At 62.0% G+C, this 17186-nt stretch carries 15 protein-coding genes; 12 read left to right on the top strand and 3 right to left on the bottom strand.

Translation table 11 applies throughout. From position 1 onward, the window contains the following. Positions 1–450: 450 nt before the first annotated feature. The gene (locus LDZ23_RS02635; RefSeq protein ID WP_244807742.1) at positions 451–1068 is read left to right on the top strand and encodes a hypothetical protein; all 618 of its coding nucleotides are present in this window, start codon (positions 451–453) and stop codon (positions 1066–1068) included. Positions 1069–1243: 175 nt separating this feature from the next. Here LDZ23_RS02635 and clpA read toward each other — a convergent pair whose 3' ends face one another. Then, positions 1244–3547 carry an ATP-dependent Clp protease ATP-binding subunit ClpA gene (gene clpA, locus LDZ23_RS02630; protein WP_008351197.1) on the bottom strand — a complete coding sequence of 768 codons (2304 nt, stop codon included), beginning with the start codon at positions 3545–3547 and terminating at the stop codon, positions 1244–1246. After that, positions 3544–3858 carry an ATP-dependent Clp protease adapter ClpS gene (gene clpS, locus LDZ23_RS02625; protein WP_008351199.1) on the bottom strand — a complete coding sequence of 105 codons (315 nt, stop codon included), beginning with the start codon at positions 3856–3858 and terminating at the stop codon, positions 3544–3546. The genes clpA and clpS overlap by 4 nt, the downstream gene beginning before the upstream one ends. A 525-nt stretch (positions 3859–4383) precedes the next feature. On the opposite strand from clpS, the gene cspD reads away from it, so the two are divergent. After that, positions 4384–4590, top strand: coding sequence for a cold shock domain-containing protein CspD (gene cspD, locus LDZ23_RS02620; RefSeq protein WP_008351201.1), 207 nt, complete (start codon positions 4384–4386; stop codon positions 4588–4590). 158 nt (positions 4591–4748) lie between these two features. Here cspD and icd read toward each other — a convergent pair whose 3' ends face one another. Further along, positions 4749–6005, bottom strand: coding sequence for an NADP-dependent isocitrate dehydrogenase (icd, locus tag LDZ23_RS02615; RefSeq protein ID WP_008351202.1), 1257 nt, complete (start codon positions 6003–6005; stop codon positions 4749–4751). Positions 6006–6205: 200 nt separating this feature from the next. On the opposite strand from icd, the gene LDZ23_RS02610 reads away from it, so the two are divergent. From LDZ23_RS02610 to LDZ23_RS02565, 10 genes are all read left to right on the top strand, one after another. Then, positions 6206–6781, top strand: coding sequence for a pseudouridine synthase (locus LDZ23_RS02610; RefSeq protein ID WP_008351207.1), 576 nt, complete (start codon positions 6206–6208; stop codon positions 6779–6781). Positions 6782–7176: 395 nt separating this feature from the next. Continuing rightward, on the top strand, positions 7177–7383 hold the full coding sequence (locus tag LDZ23_RS02605) for a hypothetical protein (protein WP_075583544.1): 207 nt from the start codon (positions 7177–7179) through the stop codon (positions 7381–7383). A gap of 123 nt (positions 7384–7506) precedes the next feature. Then, complete coding sequence (locus tag LDZ23_RS02600) at positions 7507–8076, top strand: DUF192 domain-containing protein (protein ID WP_008351215.1); 570 nt, start codon at positions 7507–7509, stop codon at positions 8074–8076. Positions 8077–8269: 193 nt separating this feature from the next. Continuing rightward, on the top strand, positions 8270–10375 hold the full coding sequence (fusA, locus tag LDZ23_RS02595; protein ID WP_008351216.1) for an elongation factor G: 2106 nt from the start codon (positions 8270–8272) through the stop codon (positions 10373–10375). Between the two features lie 100 nt (positions 10376–10475). Further along, a complete protein-coding gene (locus tag LDZ23_RS02590) occupies positions 10476–10958 on the top strand; it encodes a cupin domain-containing protein (RefSeq protein WP_033537126.1) in 483 nt (160 codons plus the stop codon). Positions 10959–11086: 128 nt separating this feature from the next. Beyond that, positions 11087–12748, top strand: a complete 1662-nt coding sequence (locus LDZ23_RS02585) for an ABC transporter substrate-binding protein (protein WP_244807741.1) — start codon at positions 11087–11089, stop codon at positions 12746–12748. A gap of 4 nt (positions 12749–12752) precedes the next feature. Next, a complete protein-coding gene (locus LDZ23_RS02580; protein ID WP_008351219.1) occupies positions 12753–13760 on the top strand; it encodes an ABC transporter permease in 1008 nt (335 codons plus the stop codon). Then, complete coding sequence (locus tag LDZ23_RS02575) at positions 13757–14614, top strand: ABC transporter permease (RefSeq protein WP_008351220.1); 858 nt, start codon at positions 13757–13759, stop codon at positions 14612–14614. The genes LDZ23_RS02580 and LDZ23_RS02575 overlap by 4 nt, the downstream gene beginning before the upstream one ends. Beyond that, positions 14611–16686 carry an ABC transporter ATP-binding protein gene (locus LDZ23_RS02570; protein ID WP_244807740.1) on the top strand — a complete coding sequence of 692 codons (2076 nt, stop codon included), beginning with the start codon at positions 14611–14613 and terminating at the stop codon, positions 16684–16686. Before LDZ23_RS02575 ends, LDZ23_RS02570 begins: the two co-directional genes overlap by 4 nt. Positions 16687–16760: 74 nt before the next feature. After that, entirely contained in the window at positions 16761–17180 is a 420-nt protein-coding gene (locus tag LDZ23_RS02565) for a Rap1a/Tai family immunity protein (protein WP_008351222.1), read from the top strand. The last annotated feature ends 6 nt before the right edge of the window (positions 17181–17186 follow it).

Below are 17186 nucleotides of genomic sequence, written 5' to 3'. Positions count from 1 at the left end.
GATCGTCCCACTGATCAGTTCGATTACCGATGAAACGCGGATTATCTTTTAGATAATCCGCGTTTTTGTTTAACGATCCAAAATATCGAACTTTCAAATAGGAAAATTCTCGCAATCAAATCGCTTGCGCGTATTACAAACCTTCACAGTTATTTTGACATTACAAACCTATAACTCCCTACAGCAAAAGAACGCGCGGACTATCTCCATCAACATAACTGCAGCTATCTCGGCGCGTTGCTCGAGACAGCATCGAGTTCATCGCTTGACGATGAGCCCAATGTTTTCACGCACGTTTCCGCTGCGAAATTCCGATTCAAATGTTTGTTGTCGACTCTGACTTGATAAACCGGTGGAGGTAGCCATGTAGACCGCTTCAATACTCGATCCAACTGGATTAATCCGCGCCGCTTTATTTAGGATTCACAGTCATATCTCTAGGAGTGCATCATGGCCCAAGAATGTATGTTTTCAGACAACTACCAGCTCGCACTGGAATTTCCCACCGTCTCGCTGTCCGGCCTTGCACCGCCTGCCAGCGGATTCAAATTCTATGACCACTGGTTTTACTCCAATGACGCTGGCGTCCAATCAGTCTGCAACCCCGGCCGTGATGGGCAGGCGCTTCTGGGCGAAACAACTTCTACCGTAGTAAGTAAGCTCGATGTGGCTCAAGTGAGTTTCTACTCCAACACCTACACCGCGCAAATGTTTCCGACGTCGTATAACGGCCTGTTCTACCTTGTCGCCATTCAAGTAGATGCAGACATACACGGCAATGACTGCGAGGAAATCATCCTTGGCCCGCTTCCGCCCCCGCCTCTGGAAACCGTACTGGCGAGCCCCGACGATCACCACGATTCGTCGTGCATGCAAGGAATCGGCTGGAGATTTTTCACCATATTCGGAGTGTCGCCGGACTTCGTAAAACCCTCATCGGCAGTCTCGTTTCACAGCAATAACGGGGAACACGGCAAGTTTCGGCTCTCAGGTGCAACTGGAGATAAAGACTTGCGCATCGTAACCATCAGCTCGATTAACATCATGGTCGGAACGCTCAACCCGTGAGGACGCAAACAGAAGACGCGCTTGCTCGTTTCCGCGCATCATCTGGACTTCGAGACTCATGCGATGGGACACGGATACATTAAACATGCTTGAGCATGGAACGGCTTGTTGTGAAACGCGCAAAAAAAAGCGTGGGCTCTTTCGAGTCCACGCTTATCGTCCCGCCTTAAACGCGTTAATCCACTTCGATCGCTTCCGGATTCGGATTGCGCGGCGGCGCCGAGTTTTCGTCGAACGTCAGCTGCACCTTGTCGTCCGCATCGACATCGACCGTCACGCGGCCGCCGTTGACCAGCTTGCCGAACAGGAGCTCGTCGGCCAAGGCGCGACGGATCGTGTCCTGAATCAGACGCTGCATCGGACGCGCGCCCATCAGCGGATCGAAACCGTGCTTCGCCAGGTGCTTGCGCAGCGAATCGGTGAAGACCGCATCGACCTTCTTCTCGTGCAACTGATCTTCCAGTTGCATGAGGAACTTGTCGACCACGCGCAGGATGATTTCCTCGTCCAGCGAACGGAAGCTGATGATCTGGTCCAGACGGTTGCGGAACTCCGGCGTGAACATGCGCTTGATGTCGGCCATTTCGTCGCCCGACTCGCGTCGCGACGTGAAGCCGATCACCGCCTTGCCCATTGCCTCGGCGCCCGCGTTCGTCGTCATGATGATGATGACGTTGCGGAAATCCGCCTTGCGGCCGTTGTTGTCCGTCAGCGTGCCGTGGTCCATCACCTGCAAGAGCACGTTGTAGATGTCCGGATGCGCCTTCTCGATTTCGTCGAGGAGCAGCACGCAATGCGGCTTCTTCGTGACGGCTTCGGTCAGCAAACCGCCCTGATCGAAACCGACATAGCCCGGCGGCGCGCCGATCAGACGGCTGACCGCATGGCGTTCCATGTACTCCGACATGTCGAAGCGCAGCAGTTCGATGCCCAGCGTGAACGCCAACTGCTTCGCGACCTCCGTCTTGCCGACGCCCGTCGGGCCGGAGAACAGGAACGCGCCGATCGGCTTGTCCAGCTTGCCGAGACCCGCGCGCGCCATCTTGATCGACGCCGACAGCGCGTCGATCGCCGGATCCTGACCGAACACGACGGCTTTCAGGTCGCGATCGAGCGTCTGGAGCTTGCTGCGGTCATCCTGTGACACGCTCTGCGCCGGCACGCGCGCGATCTTCGAGATGATCTCTTCGATCTCGCTCTTGCCGATGGTCTTCTTCTGCTTCGACTTCGGCAGGATGCGTTGCGCCGCGCCCGCTTCATCGATCACGTCGATGGCCTTGTCCGGCAGATGACGGTCCGTGATGAATCGTGCCGACAGTTCCGCCGCCGCCGACAGCGCACCCGACGAATACTTCACGCCGTGATGCTCTTCGAAGCGCGTCTTGAGGCCGCGCAGAATCGCCACCGTCTGTTCGACGGACGGCTCGGTGACATCGACCTTCTGGAAACGCCGCGACAACGCCGCGTCCTTCTCGAAGATGCCGCGATATTCCGTGAACGTGGTCGCGCCGATGCACTTCAACTGACCCGACGACAACGCCGGCTTCAGCAGGTTCGATGCGTCGAGCGTGCCGCCCGATGCCGCGCCCGCGCCGATCAGCGTATGAATTTCGTCGATGAACAGAATCGCGTGCGGACGCTCTTTCAGTTCCTTCAACACCGTCTTCAGACGTTGCTCGAAATCGCCGCGATACTTCGTGCCGGCGAGCAGCGCGCCCATGTCGAGCGAGTAGACCTGTGCATCGGCGAGGATGTCCGGCACTTCGCCGCGCGTGATGCGCCATGCGAGGCCCTCGGCGATCGCCGTCTTGCCGACGCCGGCTTCGCCGACGAGCAGCGGATTATTCTTGCGACGGCGGCACAGCACCTGCACCACACGCTCGACTTCGAGTTCACGGCCGATCAGCGGATCGATCTTGCCGTCCTTCGCGAGCTGGTTGAGGTTCTGCGTGAACTGCGCGAGCGGCGTTTCCTTCTGCGCAGCGGCGTCTTCCGATTCCGGATTCGCTTCGCTGCTCGCCTTGGCGGCGTCGCCGCTATTCGTCTTCGCAATGCCGTGCGAAATGAAATTCACGACATCGAGACGCGTGACGCCCTGCTGCTGCAGGTAGTACACCGCGTGCGAGTCCTTCTCGCCGAAGATCGCGACCAGCACGTTCGCGCCGGTCACTTCCTTCTTGCCATTCGAAGTCGATTGCACGTGCATGATCGCGCGCTGGATCACGCGCTGGAAACCAAGCGTCGGCTGAGTATCGACGTCGTCCGTGCCGGGCACGGTCGGCGTGTTGTCATGAATGAAATTGCGCAGGTTCTGACGCAAATCTTCAATGTTGGCTGCGCAGGCGCGCAACACTTCAGCCGCGGTCGGATTGTCCAACAGGGCGAGCAACAGGTGCTCGACCGTTATGAACTCATGCCGCGCCTGACGTGCTTCCATAAACGCCATGTGCAGACTGACTTCCAGTTCCTGGGCAATCATGCTTCCTCCATCACGCACTGCAGCGGATGCCCCGCTTGCCGTGCATGGCTAACGACTTGCTCAACTTTGGTCGACGCAATGTCTCGCGTGTAGACCCCACAAACTCCCCTGCCTTCGCGATGAACCTTGAGCATGATCTGCGTCGCGGTCTCACGATCCTTATTGAAGTATTCCTGCACGATCATCACGACGAATTCCATCGGCGTGAAGTCGTCATTCAGCAGCACCACCTTGTACATGGCCGGCTTCTTGAGCTTCTGCTCCTGCCGCTCCAGTACCGTGCCATCCTGCTTGTTGGGATTGATCGCCATACACCCATTCTAAACATCACGGACGTCCTCGCAATCGCCGCTCCAGCACCGACCGCCCGGTCGGAATGTGTCGCTGAAAACCGCACTCGCACAGGTGTCGTCCATCGAATCCTGCCGCTGCCCAACATTTCGGCGCGGCCCGCTTGCACCTCGTCGAAACCAGTATCGCACAGCTTCAAAAAAAACAAACCGAGCACCAAGCGCTGCGGGCCGCCGGGTATCACACAAGTGAGTCGATTATGCGACTTTTCAAGATGACTTGCTTGGACGGCAGCACACACGCAAAGCAGGAATTACCCTACGAATGCGCTCTTTGCAACGAGCTTAACGGCTATCCCAAAAATTCCTTGACACCCGATTTAAGAGATTTAACAATCAAACTGGCACTTTTTTCCGGGGGCCAACCACGGACGAAAAAAGAGGCCGAGGTGAGCTTGTGAGGAGGGGGCGGTTCACATTGTGGGGTGTGCCGTCGAGCTTTTCGAGCGTGCTCTGGGTGCGACAAGAGTTAGAGGGGAAGTACGAATGTCTACTGGTACGGTCAAATGGTTCAACGACGCGAAAGGCTACGGATTCATCACGCCCGATGAAGGCGGCGAGGATCTGTTCGCACATTTCTCGGCGATTCAAATGAACGGTTTCAAGACGCTCAAGGAAGGCCAGAAGGTCAGCTTCGAGATCGTCCAGGGACCGAAAGGCAAACAAGCTTCGAACATTCAGGACGCTGCCTGACCGTTCGATCGACTTAGCCTCGTGAAACCCGGCCTTCGCGCCGGGTTTTTTCATGCCTCGCGCGTTGCACGCATATGAGGCATGTGCGCGAAATAAAAACCCCGGAAGGCGTAGGCCTTCCGGGGTTTTTATTTACCACATCGAATCGAGGTGAGTCCTCACATATTCTCGATCATCACCTCTCCGAAACCCGAACACGATACTTGCGTCGCGCCTTCCATCAAACGCGCGAAGTCGTACGTGACGCGCTTCGAAAGAATCGACTGCTCCATCGACGAAATGATGCGGTCCGCGGCCTCGAACCAGCCGAGATGGCGCAGCATCATTTCGGCGGACAAAATTTCCGAACCGGGATTCACGTAGTCCTTGCCCGCGTATTTCGGCGCCGTGCCGTGCGTCGCCTCGAACATCGCGACGGAATCCGACATGTTCGCGCCCGGCGCGATGCCGATGCCGCCCACCTGCGCCGCGAGCGCGTCCGAGATGTAGTCGCCGTTCAGGTTGAGCGTGGCGATCACGTCGTATTCGGCGGGACGCAGCAGGATTTGCTGAAGGAACGCATCGGCGATCACATCCTTCACGACGATATCGCTGCCCGACTTCGGATTCTTCACCTTCATCCACGGGCCGCCGTCGATCAGTTCCGCGCCGAACTCCTTCTGCGCGAGCGCGTAGCCGTAATCGCGGAAGGCGCCTTCGGTGAACTTCATGATGTTGCCCTTGTGCACGAGCGTCACCGAGCGGCGATCGTTGTCGATCGCGTACTGGATCGCCTTGCGCACGAGCCGCTCCGTGCCCTCGCGCGAAACGGGCTTGATGCCGAGTCCCGACGAATCAGGGAAGCGGATCTTCTTCACGCCCATTTCTTCGCGCAGGAACTTGATGACCTTCTTCGCTTCGGGCGAATCCGCCGGCCATTCGACGCCCGCGTAGATGTCTTCCGAATTCTCGCGGAAGATCACCATGTCGATCTTCTCCGGTTCGCGCACCGGCGACGGCACGCCCTTGAAGTAGCGCACCGGACGCAGACACACGTAGAGATCGAGTTGCTGACGAAGCGCCACGTTCAGCGAGCGGATGCCGCCGCCGACGGGCGTCGTGAGCGGCCCTTTGATCGACACGATGAAATCCTTCACCACTTCGAGCGTTTCGTCCGGCAGCCACACGTCGGGGCCGTAGACGCGCGTCGCCTTTTCGCCCGCGAAGATTTCCATCCATTGAATCTTGCGCTTGCCGCCGTAGGCCTTCTCGACCGCCGCATCGACGACCTTGATCATCACCGGCGTGATGTCGACGCCCGTGCCGTCGCCCTCGATATACGGGATGATCGGCTGATCCGAGACGTTGAGCGAGAAGTCCGCGTTGACGGTGATCTTGTCACCGCCTTCCGGAACCTTGATGTGCTGATACGGCATGGTCGACTCCAAATAAGGCCGGGCTTGAATGGAAGCAAGCAAACTGGATAGAGAGCGATGCGATGCAGCACGCGCGGGCGATGAACCCGCGCGATGAAGTTCACTTCATCATTCTAACCATGCTGGCTTGTCCCGGCGCGCCCGAAAGCCGCCGCGCGCATGCTTTAAGATGCCGCATCCGATCACGCCGCGCGCCTCGCATGTCACTTATCGCCCTGAACAAGCCCTTCGGCACCATCTGCCAGTTTTCGGCGCACGAGACGCGCGCGTCGCTCGGCGACTGGGTGAAGACGCCGGGCGTGTATCCCGCGGGCCGGCTCGACGCTGATAGCGAAGGCCTGCTCCTCCTCACCGACGACGGCGCGCTCCAGGCCCGCATCGCGGAGCCGCGTCACAAGCTGGTAAAGCGCTATTGGGCGCAAGTCGAAGGCGCGCCCGACGAAGCCGCGCTCGCGCGTCTTTCGAAAGGCGTCGATCTCGGCGATTACGTGACGCAGCCGTGCCGCAGCGCATTCGTCGACGAACGCGACATCGAAGCGCTCTGGCCACGCAATCCGCCGATCCGCTATCGCGCCGCCATCCCGACGACGTGGATCGAGCTCGCCATCACCGAAGGCAAGAATCGGCAGGTGCGGCGCATGACGGCTGCAGTCGGCTTTCCGACCTTGCGGCTCGTACGCGTCGCGATCGGCGCGCTCGATATCTTCACGCTCGGCCTCGCGCCGGGCGAGACCGTCGAGGTTGCCCCGCGCGCGCCGTGGCAACGCGTTCGTTGAATCGCATTCAACTATCCTGAATATCGGCCGTGTGCATCGCCGTGTGCATCGTTTAGTGCGATGTGTTTAAACGTGCTGTCATCGAGATCGAGTAGCGCATATCGCGCCGCCGATATTTTTTTGTCGCCGCGCAATTTTCTCTGTAAATCGCGTCAACCGACTCTTCACGCGACGCGTTAAGGGCGTCAGATGCCGCATAAAGCTATCCGGCATGAGCGAATAACTGATTACAACTACCTGTGTGCTCCAGGGAGTTTGAAAGGTTCAAGCGTTCACAGTCGCATCGAATTTGAATTATCGATGTCGAGTGTCAACCGAAAGGTAGGTGGCTCGTTTACCGACATGACTCAATGACCGGGTCGTTTGGTTAATTAACTCAAGCTGAGGATTCACAGATGAACAAACTGATCGCTGCTCTCGTCGCTGGCCTGTTCGCAACCGCTGCTTTCGCACAAGAAGCTTCGGCACCGGCCGCTGCTGCTCCGGCAGCTGCTTCGTCGGCTCACAAGTCGGCTCACAAGAAGACGTCGCACAAGTCGTCGAAGTCGCACAAGAAGGCAGCCGCTGCGTCGGCTCCGGCAGCCGCTTCGGCAGCTCAGTAAGTTTTTTGTAAGAGGCGGTATAGCGAAGTCAAGAACGAGCATTACCGCCGTCCTTACGGCGTTCAAAGGGCAGATGGCCGCAAGGCGTCTGCCCTTTTGTTTTGTGCCTGCGCATCGAGTAACATGCGCGGGGTTTGTCCGGCTCAGGCGCAAGCCATCGATCAGAAAGGGAGCTTTGCCGTGAATCTCGTCTCGCGCTTCTTCAATCAACAAATCAACCTCGGCAAGCTCGCGCGCGCATGCGTGATCGCGCTTGCCCTGCCCTTCGCCGCATTGCCGCTCGCACAGGCGCAGACGATGCCGCCCGGCGCCAAGCAGCCGTCCGACTTTCCGCGTGCAAAGCTGACCGCGGGCATGTATGTGATCGACGCCGCCGTCGCCGCGAACGATGCCGATCGCGAGCAAGGTCTCATGTATCGCACGCAGCTCGCACCGAACGAAGGCATGCTCTTCGTGTTCAATGAAAACGCCGTGCATTGCTTCTGGATGAAGAACACGCTGATCCCGCTGTCGATCGCGTTCATCCGCGCGGACGGCACGATCACCGACATCGACGAGATGCAGGCCGAAACCGAGAACAACCACTGCCCGCGCAACAACGGCGTGTATGCGCTCGAAATGCCGAAGGGATGGTTTGCCGCGAAAGGCATCAAGCCGGGCACGCAGATCAAAGGCTTGCCGCGCGCGCAGTAACGCGCTTCTTGCCCGCCCGAACAACCGGCGTCGTCGCACGACACGCCGGTTTTTTTGCGTCCGGGAAGTCGCTTGCGCCGGGCTGGCAGGATTCCTGCAAAGAGCCTGCCGACGCGCTATCCTAAAAAGATTCGGCGCGACGCATTCGCGTTGGCTTCACACGCCGCGCCGACTCAAACCACAGGAGGTTCACGTGCCCCGCAAGACTCCCATTGAGCGCTATCGGAATATCGGAATCAGCGCTCACATCGATGCCGGCAAAACTACGACTACCGAGCGCATCCTTTTCTACACCGGCGTGACGCACAAGATCGGCGAAGTGCACGACGGCGCGGCCACGATGGACTGGATGGAGCAGGAGCAGGAACGCGGCATCACGATTACCTCCGCGGCAACGACGGCCTTCTGGAAAGGCATGGCCGGCAATTATCCGGAACATCGCATCAACATCATCGATACGCCGGGGCACGTCGACTTCACGATCGAAGTCGAGCGCTCGATGCGCGTGCTCGATGGCGCGTGCATGGTCTACGACTCGGTCGGCGGCGTGCAGCCGCAATCGGAAACCGTGTGGCGTCAGGCGAACAAGTACAAGGTGCCGCGCATCGCGTTCGTCAACAAGATGGACCGCGTCGGCGCGGACTTCTTTCGCGTGCAGCGGCAGATCGGCGACCGGCTGAAGGGCGTCGCGGTGCCGATCCAGATTCCGATCGGCGCGGAAGATCACTTCCAGGGCGTCGTCGACCTCGTGAAGATGAAGGCGATCGTCTGGGACGACGAGAGCCAGGGCATCAAGTTCACCTACGAGGAAATTCCCGACAACCTCAAGGATCTCGCGCACGAGTGGCGCGAGAAGATGGTCGAGGCCGCCGCCGAAGCGAGCGAAGAGCTGCTCGAGAAGTATCTGGAAGACCACAACAGCCTGACCGAGGACGAGATCAAGGGCGCGCTGCGCAAACGCACGATCGCCAACGAAATCGTACCGATGCTCTGCGGCAGCGCGTTCAAGAACAAGGGCGTCCAGGCGATGCTCGACGCCGTGATCGACTACCTGCCCTCGCCCGTCGACGTGCCCGCGATTCTCGGCCACACGGAAGACGACGAGGAAGCGGAGCGTCATCCGAGCGACGACGAGCCGTTCTCCGCGCTCGCGTTCAAGATCATGACCGACCCCTTCGTCGGGCAGTTGATCTTCTTCCGCGTGTATTCGGGCGTCGTGAATTCAGGCGACACGGTCTTCAATCCGGTGAAGGACAAGAAGGAGCGCCTCGGCCGGATTCTGCAAATGCACGCGAACGAGCGCAAGGAAATCAAGGAGGTGCGCGCGGGCGACATCGCGGCGGCCGTCGGTCTCAAGGAAGCGACGACCGGCGACACGCTTTGCGATCCGCAGAACGTCATCATCCTCGAACGGATGATCTTCCCTGAACCGGTGATCTCGCAGGCCGTCGAACCGAAGACGAAGGCCGATCAGGAAAAGATGGGCATCGCGCTGAACCGTCTCGCGCAGGAAGATCCGTCGTTCCGCGTGACGACCGATGAGGAATCGGGCCAGACGATCATCTCCGGCATGGGCGAGCTGCACCTCGAGATTCTCGTCGACCGGATGAAGCGCGAGTTCGGCGTCGAGGCGACGGTCGGCAAGCCGCAGGTCGCGTATCGCGAGACCGTGCGCAACAAGGTCGAGGATGTCGAAGGCAAATTCGTCAAGCAGTCGGGCGGACGCGGGCAGTACGGTCACGCCGTGATCGCGCTGGAGCCGGACCCCGGCAAGGGCTACGAGTTCGTCGACCAGATCAAGGGCGGCGTGATTCCGCGCGAGTTCATCCCCGCCGTCGACAAGGGCATTCAGGAAACGCTGAAGGCCGGCGTGCTCGCGGGCTATCCGGTCGTCGACGTGAAAGTGCGGCTCACCTTCGGCTCGTATCACGATGTCGATTCGAACGAAAACGCGTTCCGCATGGCGGGCTCGATGGCCTTCAAGGAAGCGATGCGCAAGGCGAAGCCCGTGCTGCTCGAACCGATGATGGCCGTTGAAGTCGAGACGCCCGAGGACTTCATGGGCAACGTGATGGGCGATCTCTCGGGCCGGCGCGGCATCGTGCAGGGCATGGAGGACATCGCGGGCGGCGGCGGCAAGCTCGTGCGCGCGGAAGTGCCGCTTGCCGAGATGTTCGGCTACTCGACGTCGCTGCGCTCGCTGACGCAAGGCCGCGCGACCTACACGATGGAGTTCAAGCATTACGCGGAGACGCCGTCGAACGTGTCGGAAGCGATCATCAATTCGAAAGCGAAATAATCGCGATCGAACCGTGTAGTATCGGAAGTCCGTTGCTCGCTTCCTTGATGGCGGCAACGGACTTTTTCATATCCGCAGACGATACACGGGCATGAGCGACATGAGCGATCCACATCAGCACATCGATTGGCGCGAACACGGCGTCAAGGTCATCAAGGGCGATCAGCTCGACACCAACACGCCGCAGACGCCCGGCATGAACCGCGCGGCTGCCATCAACGCGGCGCGCGTCGGCGCCCAGAAAATCTGGGCCGGCACGGTCACGATCCATCCGAATGCGAAAACCGGCGCGCATCATCACGGCGCGCTCGAAAGCGTCATCTATGTCGTGCGCGGCCAGGCGCGCATGCGCTGGGGCGAGCATCTCGAGTTCACGGCCGAGGCCGGTCCCGGCGACTTCATTTTCGTGCCGCCTTATGTGCCGCACCAGGAAATCAACGCGAGCACCGCCGATCCGCTCGAATGCGTGCTCGTGCGCAGCGACAACGAAGCGGTGGTGGTGAATCTGAACATCGATGCCGTCGAGAAGCCCGAGGAAGTCTATTGGGTCGATCCGATTCACAAGCATCCACACGATCACTGAAAAGCGCACGGGCGCGTCATGGAGCGGCGCGTTCCTTGCTAGCGATGCCCGAATGCACCTCGACGGCGCGGTCGAGCCGATCGCGCGTGGGCGACGGCCAGCAAACAACGACAACGGAAAAGCACACGATGAAGAAACCTTCGACCGACGCGCATCTTCTGGAACTGGCCCGCCCTCGCGCGGGCGAACTGGGCAATCACGCGATCGACGAGTTCATGGCCGGACGCCTCACGCGCCGCGAGTTGCTGCGCCATGCGAGCGTGCTCGGCATCGCGCTCACGGCGGGCGGCATCTTCGGTATGCCGGGCGCGCGGGCGCAAGGCGCGGGCAAGCCGGGCGGCACGATCCGCGTCGCGCATCTGATGCCCGCGGGCGCCGTCGATCCGCTCACCGTGACGGATGCGTCGGGGCTTGCGCTCATCAATCAGACCGGCGAATTTCTCGTCGACGACGACAGCGAGCATCTGACGCTCAAGCCGGCGCTCGCGCTGTCGTGGTCGTCGAATGCCAAGGGCGACGTGTGGACGTTCAAGCTGCGCCCGAACGTGAAGTTCCACGACGGCCAGCCGATGACCGCGAAGGACGTCGTCGCGACCTTCAACCGCCTGTCCGATCCGGCGACCGGCTCGGCTGCGCTTTCGGTGCTGAAGGGCGTGCTGTCGAAGGATTCGGCGAAGGCCGTCGACGATCACACCGTCGAGTTTCATCTCGACGCGCCCAATGGCAATTTCCCGTATTACGTTTCCTCGGATACGTATAACGCCGTGATCCTCCCGGCGAATTTCAGCGGCCCTTACGAGAAGACGTTCATGGGCACGGGCGCGCTGAAGCTGGAGAAATACACGCCGAAAGTGGGCGCATCGTTCGTGCGCAATCCCGACTACTGGGGCGAGAAAGCGCTGCCCGATCGCGTGCAGTTTTCCTTCTACGCGGATCAACAGGCGCAGCTTCTCGCGATGCAAGGCCGCCAGGCCGACGTGATGGGCGACTTCACGGTGCAAGGCGGGGTCGCGATGCTGACGAATCCGCAATTCAAGGTGCTCGGCACGAAGTCGAGTTCGCATCGGCAATTGCACATGCGCTGCGACATGGCGCCGTTCAAGGACAAGCGCGTGCGTCAGGCGCTCGCGCTCGCGATCGATCGCGAAGTCATCGTGAAGGGCCTGTTCCGCGGCCGCGCGCAAGTCGGCAACGACAGCCCGTTCGCGCCGGTTTTTCCGTCGAGCGATCTCAGCGTGCCGCAACGCAAGATCGACATCGCGCAGGCGAAGAAGCTGATGAGCGATGCCGGCGTCGCGAACGGCTTCGACGTCACGCTCACGACCGAAAAGTACATGGAGATTCCCGATCTCGCAGTCGTCGTGCAGAACGCGGCGAAGGCGATCGGCATACGCATCCAGTTGAAGGTCGAGAGTCAGGACCTCTATTACGGCTCGGGCACGTTCGGCAAGTCGGACTGGCTCGATTCGCCGCTCGGCATCACCGATTACGGGCATCGCGGCGTGCCGAACGTGTTCCTCAACGCGCCGCTGACGAGCGGCGGCACCTGGAACGCGGCGCACTTCAAGAATCCCGAATACGACAAGCTCGTCGCGCAGTTCGTCGCGGCGCTCGACGTCGCGTCGCAGAAGAAGCTGTCCGCGCAGATTCAGCATTTGCTGCTCGACGAAACGCCGGTCGTCATCCCCTACTTCTACGACCAGCTGATCGTCACGCGCGCCAATGTCTCCGGCGTGCGCTTCAACGCGATTTCGCAGATGTGGTTCGACCGCGCGACGATCTCGGCGTAAGCGAATGAGCACGATCACGCCCACGGCGCACGTCGCCGACTTCGCCCGAATGAAGCGCATCGCGCGCTTCGTCGGCGTGCGGCTCTTGCTCGCGCTCGTCACGCTGTGGCTTCTGTCGATGATCGTGTTCGCGGGCGGCCAGTTGCTGCCCGGCGACGTCGGCCGCGCGATTCTCGGCCCGCTCGCCGACGCGCGCGCGGTCGCCGCGCTCAACCATCAGCTTGGCGTCGACCGGCCGCTTCTCACGCAGTATTCGAGCTGGATCGGCCATTTCCTGCGCGGCGACATGGGCGAGTCCTACGCGTTTCGCGCGCCCGTGGCGCCGTTCATCGGCAACGCGCTGTGGAATTCGGCGAAGCTCGGCGCGCTCGCGTTCGTCGTCGTGGTGCCGCTCGGCATCGCGGGCGGCGTGTACGCGGCGCTGCATTCGGGACGATGGATCGATCGCGTCATCAGCATCGGCGGATTGACGGCGACGGTGGTGCCGGAATTCGTCTCGTCGATCGTGCTGATCCTGATCTTCGGCGTCTGGCTGCAATGGCTGCCGATCGAAGCGACCGCGCCTGCCGACGCGGGCTTCTTCACGCAACTCGAACATCTGATCCTGCCAGTGCTGCCGCTCGTCTTCGTGTTCTTCGGCTACATCGCGCGGATGGCGCGCGCGGGCACCGTCGAAGCGCTCGACGCCGATTACACGCGCACCGCGATCCTGAAGGGCTTGCCGCAGCGCGTCGTGATCGTGCGCCATGTGCTGCGCAACGCGCTTTTGCCGACCGTCACCGTCGCCGCGACGCAGCTCGGCTACATGATCGGCGGACTCGTCGTCGTGGAAACGCTGTTTCACTACCAGGGCATCGGCTCGCTGATCTACAACGCCGCAAAAGCGAAGGACTTTCCGATGCTCGAAGCGGGCGTGTTGACCATCGGCGTGATCTATACGGCGGCGAATCTGATCGCCGATGCGCTCTACGTCGTGCTCAATCCGCGCCTGCGCACCGGGGAAGCGAAATGAGCACGGCGGCCGCTATCGCACCGAAATCGCGCCGCTTCGAAGCGTTGAGCGCGCTCGTGCGTTCCGCGACCTTCGATATCGGCGTGCTGATCCTGCTCTTCTGGGTGCTGTGCGCGCTCTTCGGCCACTGGCTCGTGCCGCACGATCCCTACGCGTCCGATCCGCTCAACTCGCTCGTCGCGCCTTCGGGCGATCACTGGTTCGGCACCGACCAGCTCGGTCGCGACGTGTTCGCGCGCGTGATCGTCGGCTCGCGCGACATTCTGACGATCGCGCCGCTCGCGACCTTGCTCGGCACGGCGGCGGGCACGGCGCTCGGGCTCGTCGTCGGCTATTTCGACGGCTGGGTCGACGCCGCCATCGGCCGCGTGATCGATGCGCTGCTCGCGCTGCCGCTCGTGATCGTCGCGCTGCTCGCGCTCGCCGCCGTCGGCGCGAGCAACACGACGGTGATCCTCGTCATCGGCCTCACCTTCGCGCCGATCACCGCGCGAACCGTGCGCGCCGCCGTGCTGAGCGAGCGCCATCTCGACTACGTGCTCGCGGCGCAATTGCGCGGCGAGAACGCGCTCTACATCATGTTCGCGGAGATTCTGCCGAACGTGCTGCCGCCGATCATCGTCGAGGCGACCGTGCGTCTCGGCTACGCGATCTTCGCCGTCGCGACGCTGTCGTTTCTCGGCTTCGGCATTCAGCCGCCGTCCGCCGACTGGGGTCTCGCCTTGTCCGAAAGCTATACGCTGATGGCGGGCGGCGCGTGGTGGACCGTCGTCTTCGACGCCGCCGCGATCGCGTCGCTGGTCGTCGCGGTGAATCTCGTCGCGGATGCCGTGCAAGGAGTGCTCGACCGATGAACGGACCGCCGCCATCGGCTTTTCCCACGTTCGGCGCCGCGAAAGGCGATCAGGCCGACGCGCTCACGGTCGTCGGCCTCACGGTCGCGTACCGTTCGCGCGGACGCGAACGTGACGTGCTGCAGGACGTCACGTTGCGCGTCAGGCGCGGCGAGGCCTACGGGCTGGTCGGTGAATCGGGCTGCGGCAAGTCGACCGCCGCGCTCGCGGTGCTGCGCTACTTGCCGCGCAACGGGCGCGTGAAGGCTGGCCGCATTTCGATCGCCGGGCGCGACGTCGCCGCGCTCGACGCCGACGCGCTGCGCGGCATGCGCGCGACCGCCGTGTCGATGGTCTATCAGGATCCCGGACGCGCGCTGAATCCGTCGCTGACGATCGCGCGGCAAGTCTCCGAAGCGTTCGAAGTCACGGGCGCATCCGCCGACGAAGCGCTGTCGCGCACGGCCGACATGCTGAGACGCGTGCGCATCGCATCGCCCGAACGCGTGATGGAGAGTTATCCGCATCAGCTTTCGGGCGGGATGCAGCAACGCGTGGTCATCGCGATGGCGCTCGCGTGCAATCCCGAACTGCTGATTCTCGACGAACCGACCACGGGCCTCGACGCCACCGTCGAAGCCGAAGTGCTCGACCTCATCGCGCAATTGCGTGCGGAGTTGGGCACGGCCGTGCTCTTCATCAGCCACAATCTCGCGGTGATCGGGCGCATGTGCGATCGCGTCGGCGTGCTGTACGCGGGCAAGCTCGTCGAGGAAGGCACGACCGCCAACGTGTTCGCCAAGCCGCGTCATCCGTACACGGTCGGCCTGCTGCGCTGTCTGCCGCGTGCGGGGCGCGCCAAGGAAACGGGCCGGCTCGACACGATTCCAGGCTCCCTCCCGCTGCCCGGATCGATCACGCAGGGCTGCATTTTCGCGCCGCGCTGCAAGCTCGCCGACGAGCGTTGTCTCAAGGACGCGCCGCCGCCGTATCGCGTGGCGTCGGCGCACGGCGATCAGATGGCGCGCTGTCACTATCACGAACGCGCGGAAACGCTGCCGCGCTCGGCCGACGAAGCGCCGGTGCCCGTCGCCGATGCCGACGGTGTCGATCAGCCGCTCGCGCTATCCGCGCGCAATCTCTCGAAGACATTCCGCGTCGGCGATGAAGACGTGCGCGCCGTCCACGATGTCTCGCTCGATCTCGTGCAGGGCGAAACGCTCGGGCTCGTCGGCGAATCGGGCAGCGGCAAGACGACGCTCGCGAAGCTGCTGCTCGGCCTCGTATCGCCCGACAAAGGCGCGTCGCTCGAACTCGACGGCGCCGCGCTGCCCGAGCGCGTGACCCGGCGCAGCGAAGAACAGGTGAAGTCGCTGCAGATCGTCTTTCAGAACCCGGATTCCGCGCTGAATCGCGCGCATTCCGTGCGGCAACTGATCGCGCGTTCGCTGTCGAAGCTCGCCGCGTTGCACGGCGAAGCGAAGGAACAGCGCCTGCACACGCTGACCGAAGCGGTGCGTCTGCCGGAGCGCTATCTGAGCTCGCGCACGCGGCAACTGTCGGGCGGATTGAAGCAGCGCGTCGCGATCGCGCGCGCGTTCGCGGGCGATCCGCGCGTCGTCGTGTGCGACGAACCGACTTCCGCGCTCGATGTCTCCGTGCAGGCCGCGATCCTCAATCTGCTTGCCGATCTGCAGCGCGAGCGCCGCGTCTCCTACGTGTTCATCTCGCACGATTTGCATGTCGTGCGCTATCTGTCGGACCGCATCGCCGTGCTGTATCTCGGGCGCATCATGGAGATCGGGCGCGCGGCCGCCGTATTCGACGGACCGCAGCATCCGTACACCGAAGCATTGCTGTCGTCGGTGCCGTCGATCGACGGGACGCACGCGAAGCGCATCCGGCTGTCGGGCGAGTTGCCGAGCGCGGCGAATCCGCCTTCGGGCTGCGTGTTCCATACGCGCTGTCCGCGCAAGATCGGCGAAATCTGCGAAACCGAAACGCCGCCGTGCCGCGACGCCGGCGACGGTCACGCGATTCATTGCCACATTCCCGTCGACGAATTGCGCACGCTGCAGCGTCAGGCGCGCTGAGGCTTTCGTCGGAACCAAAGCGGCGTTGCGCGCCTCTCATCGGTTCAACCTTCAAAACAACGAGGATTCAACCGATGAAACCCGCCCTCTCCGCCGCGCTTTGCGCACTGACTTTCGGCGTCGCGACGGCCGCGCAGGCGCAGACCGCACCACAGGCTCCGGCGCCCGGCGCGTCCGATCCGACTTTCTCGGCCTACGCGCTCGCGCAGCAATGCGCCGCGAAGTCCGACAACACGGCGCAAGGACAATGCGTGGGCGCGGTACGCGGAATCGTGCGCGGTTATCAGTACGGCGTGCTGTTTCTGTCGCAGCGCACGTCGCTGCCCGATGGCGAGACGAAGCGCGTATCGCTGTGTCTCGCGGACACGACCGTGTCGTCGATCGTCGACGACTTCCTCGCCGATGCGAAGCAGGTCAACGAAGCCGATCTGAGGCGCACGCCCGCGGAAGTCGCGGTGCTCGGCTCGGTGCACGCGCATCACGCGTGCACGTGATCCGGC

It is taken from the genome of Caballeronia zhejiangensis, from assembly GCF_022879815.1.
GTDB classification, from domain to species: domain Bacteria; phylum Pseudomonadota; class Gammaproteobacteria; order Burkholderiales; family Burkholderiaceae; genus Caballeronia; species Caballeronia zhejiangensis.
Note: the sequence above shows the minus strand (reverse complement) of the source record. Positions and strands in the feature narration are given on the sequence as shown.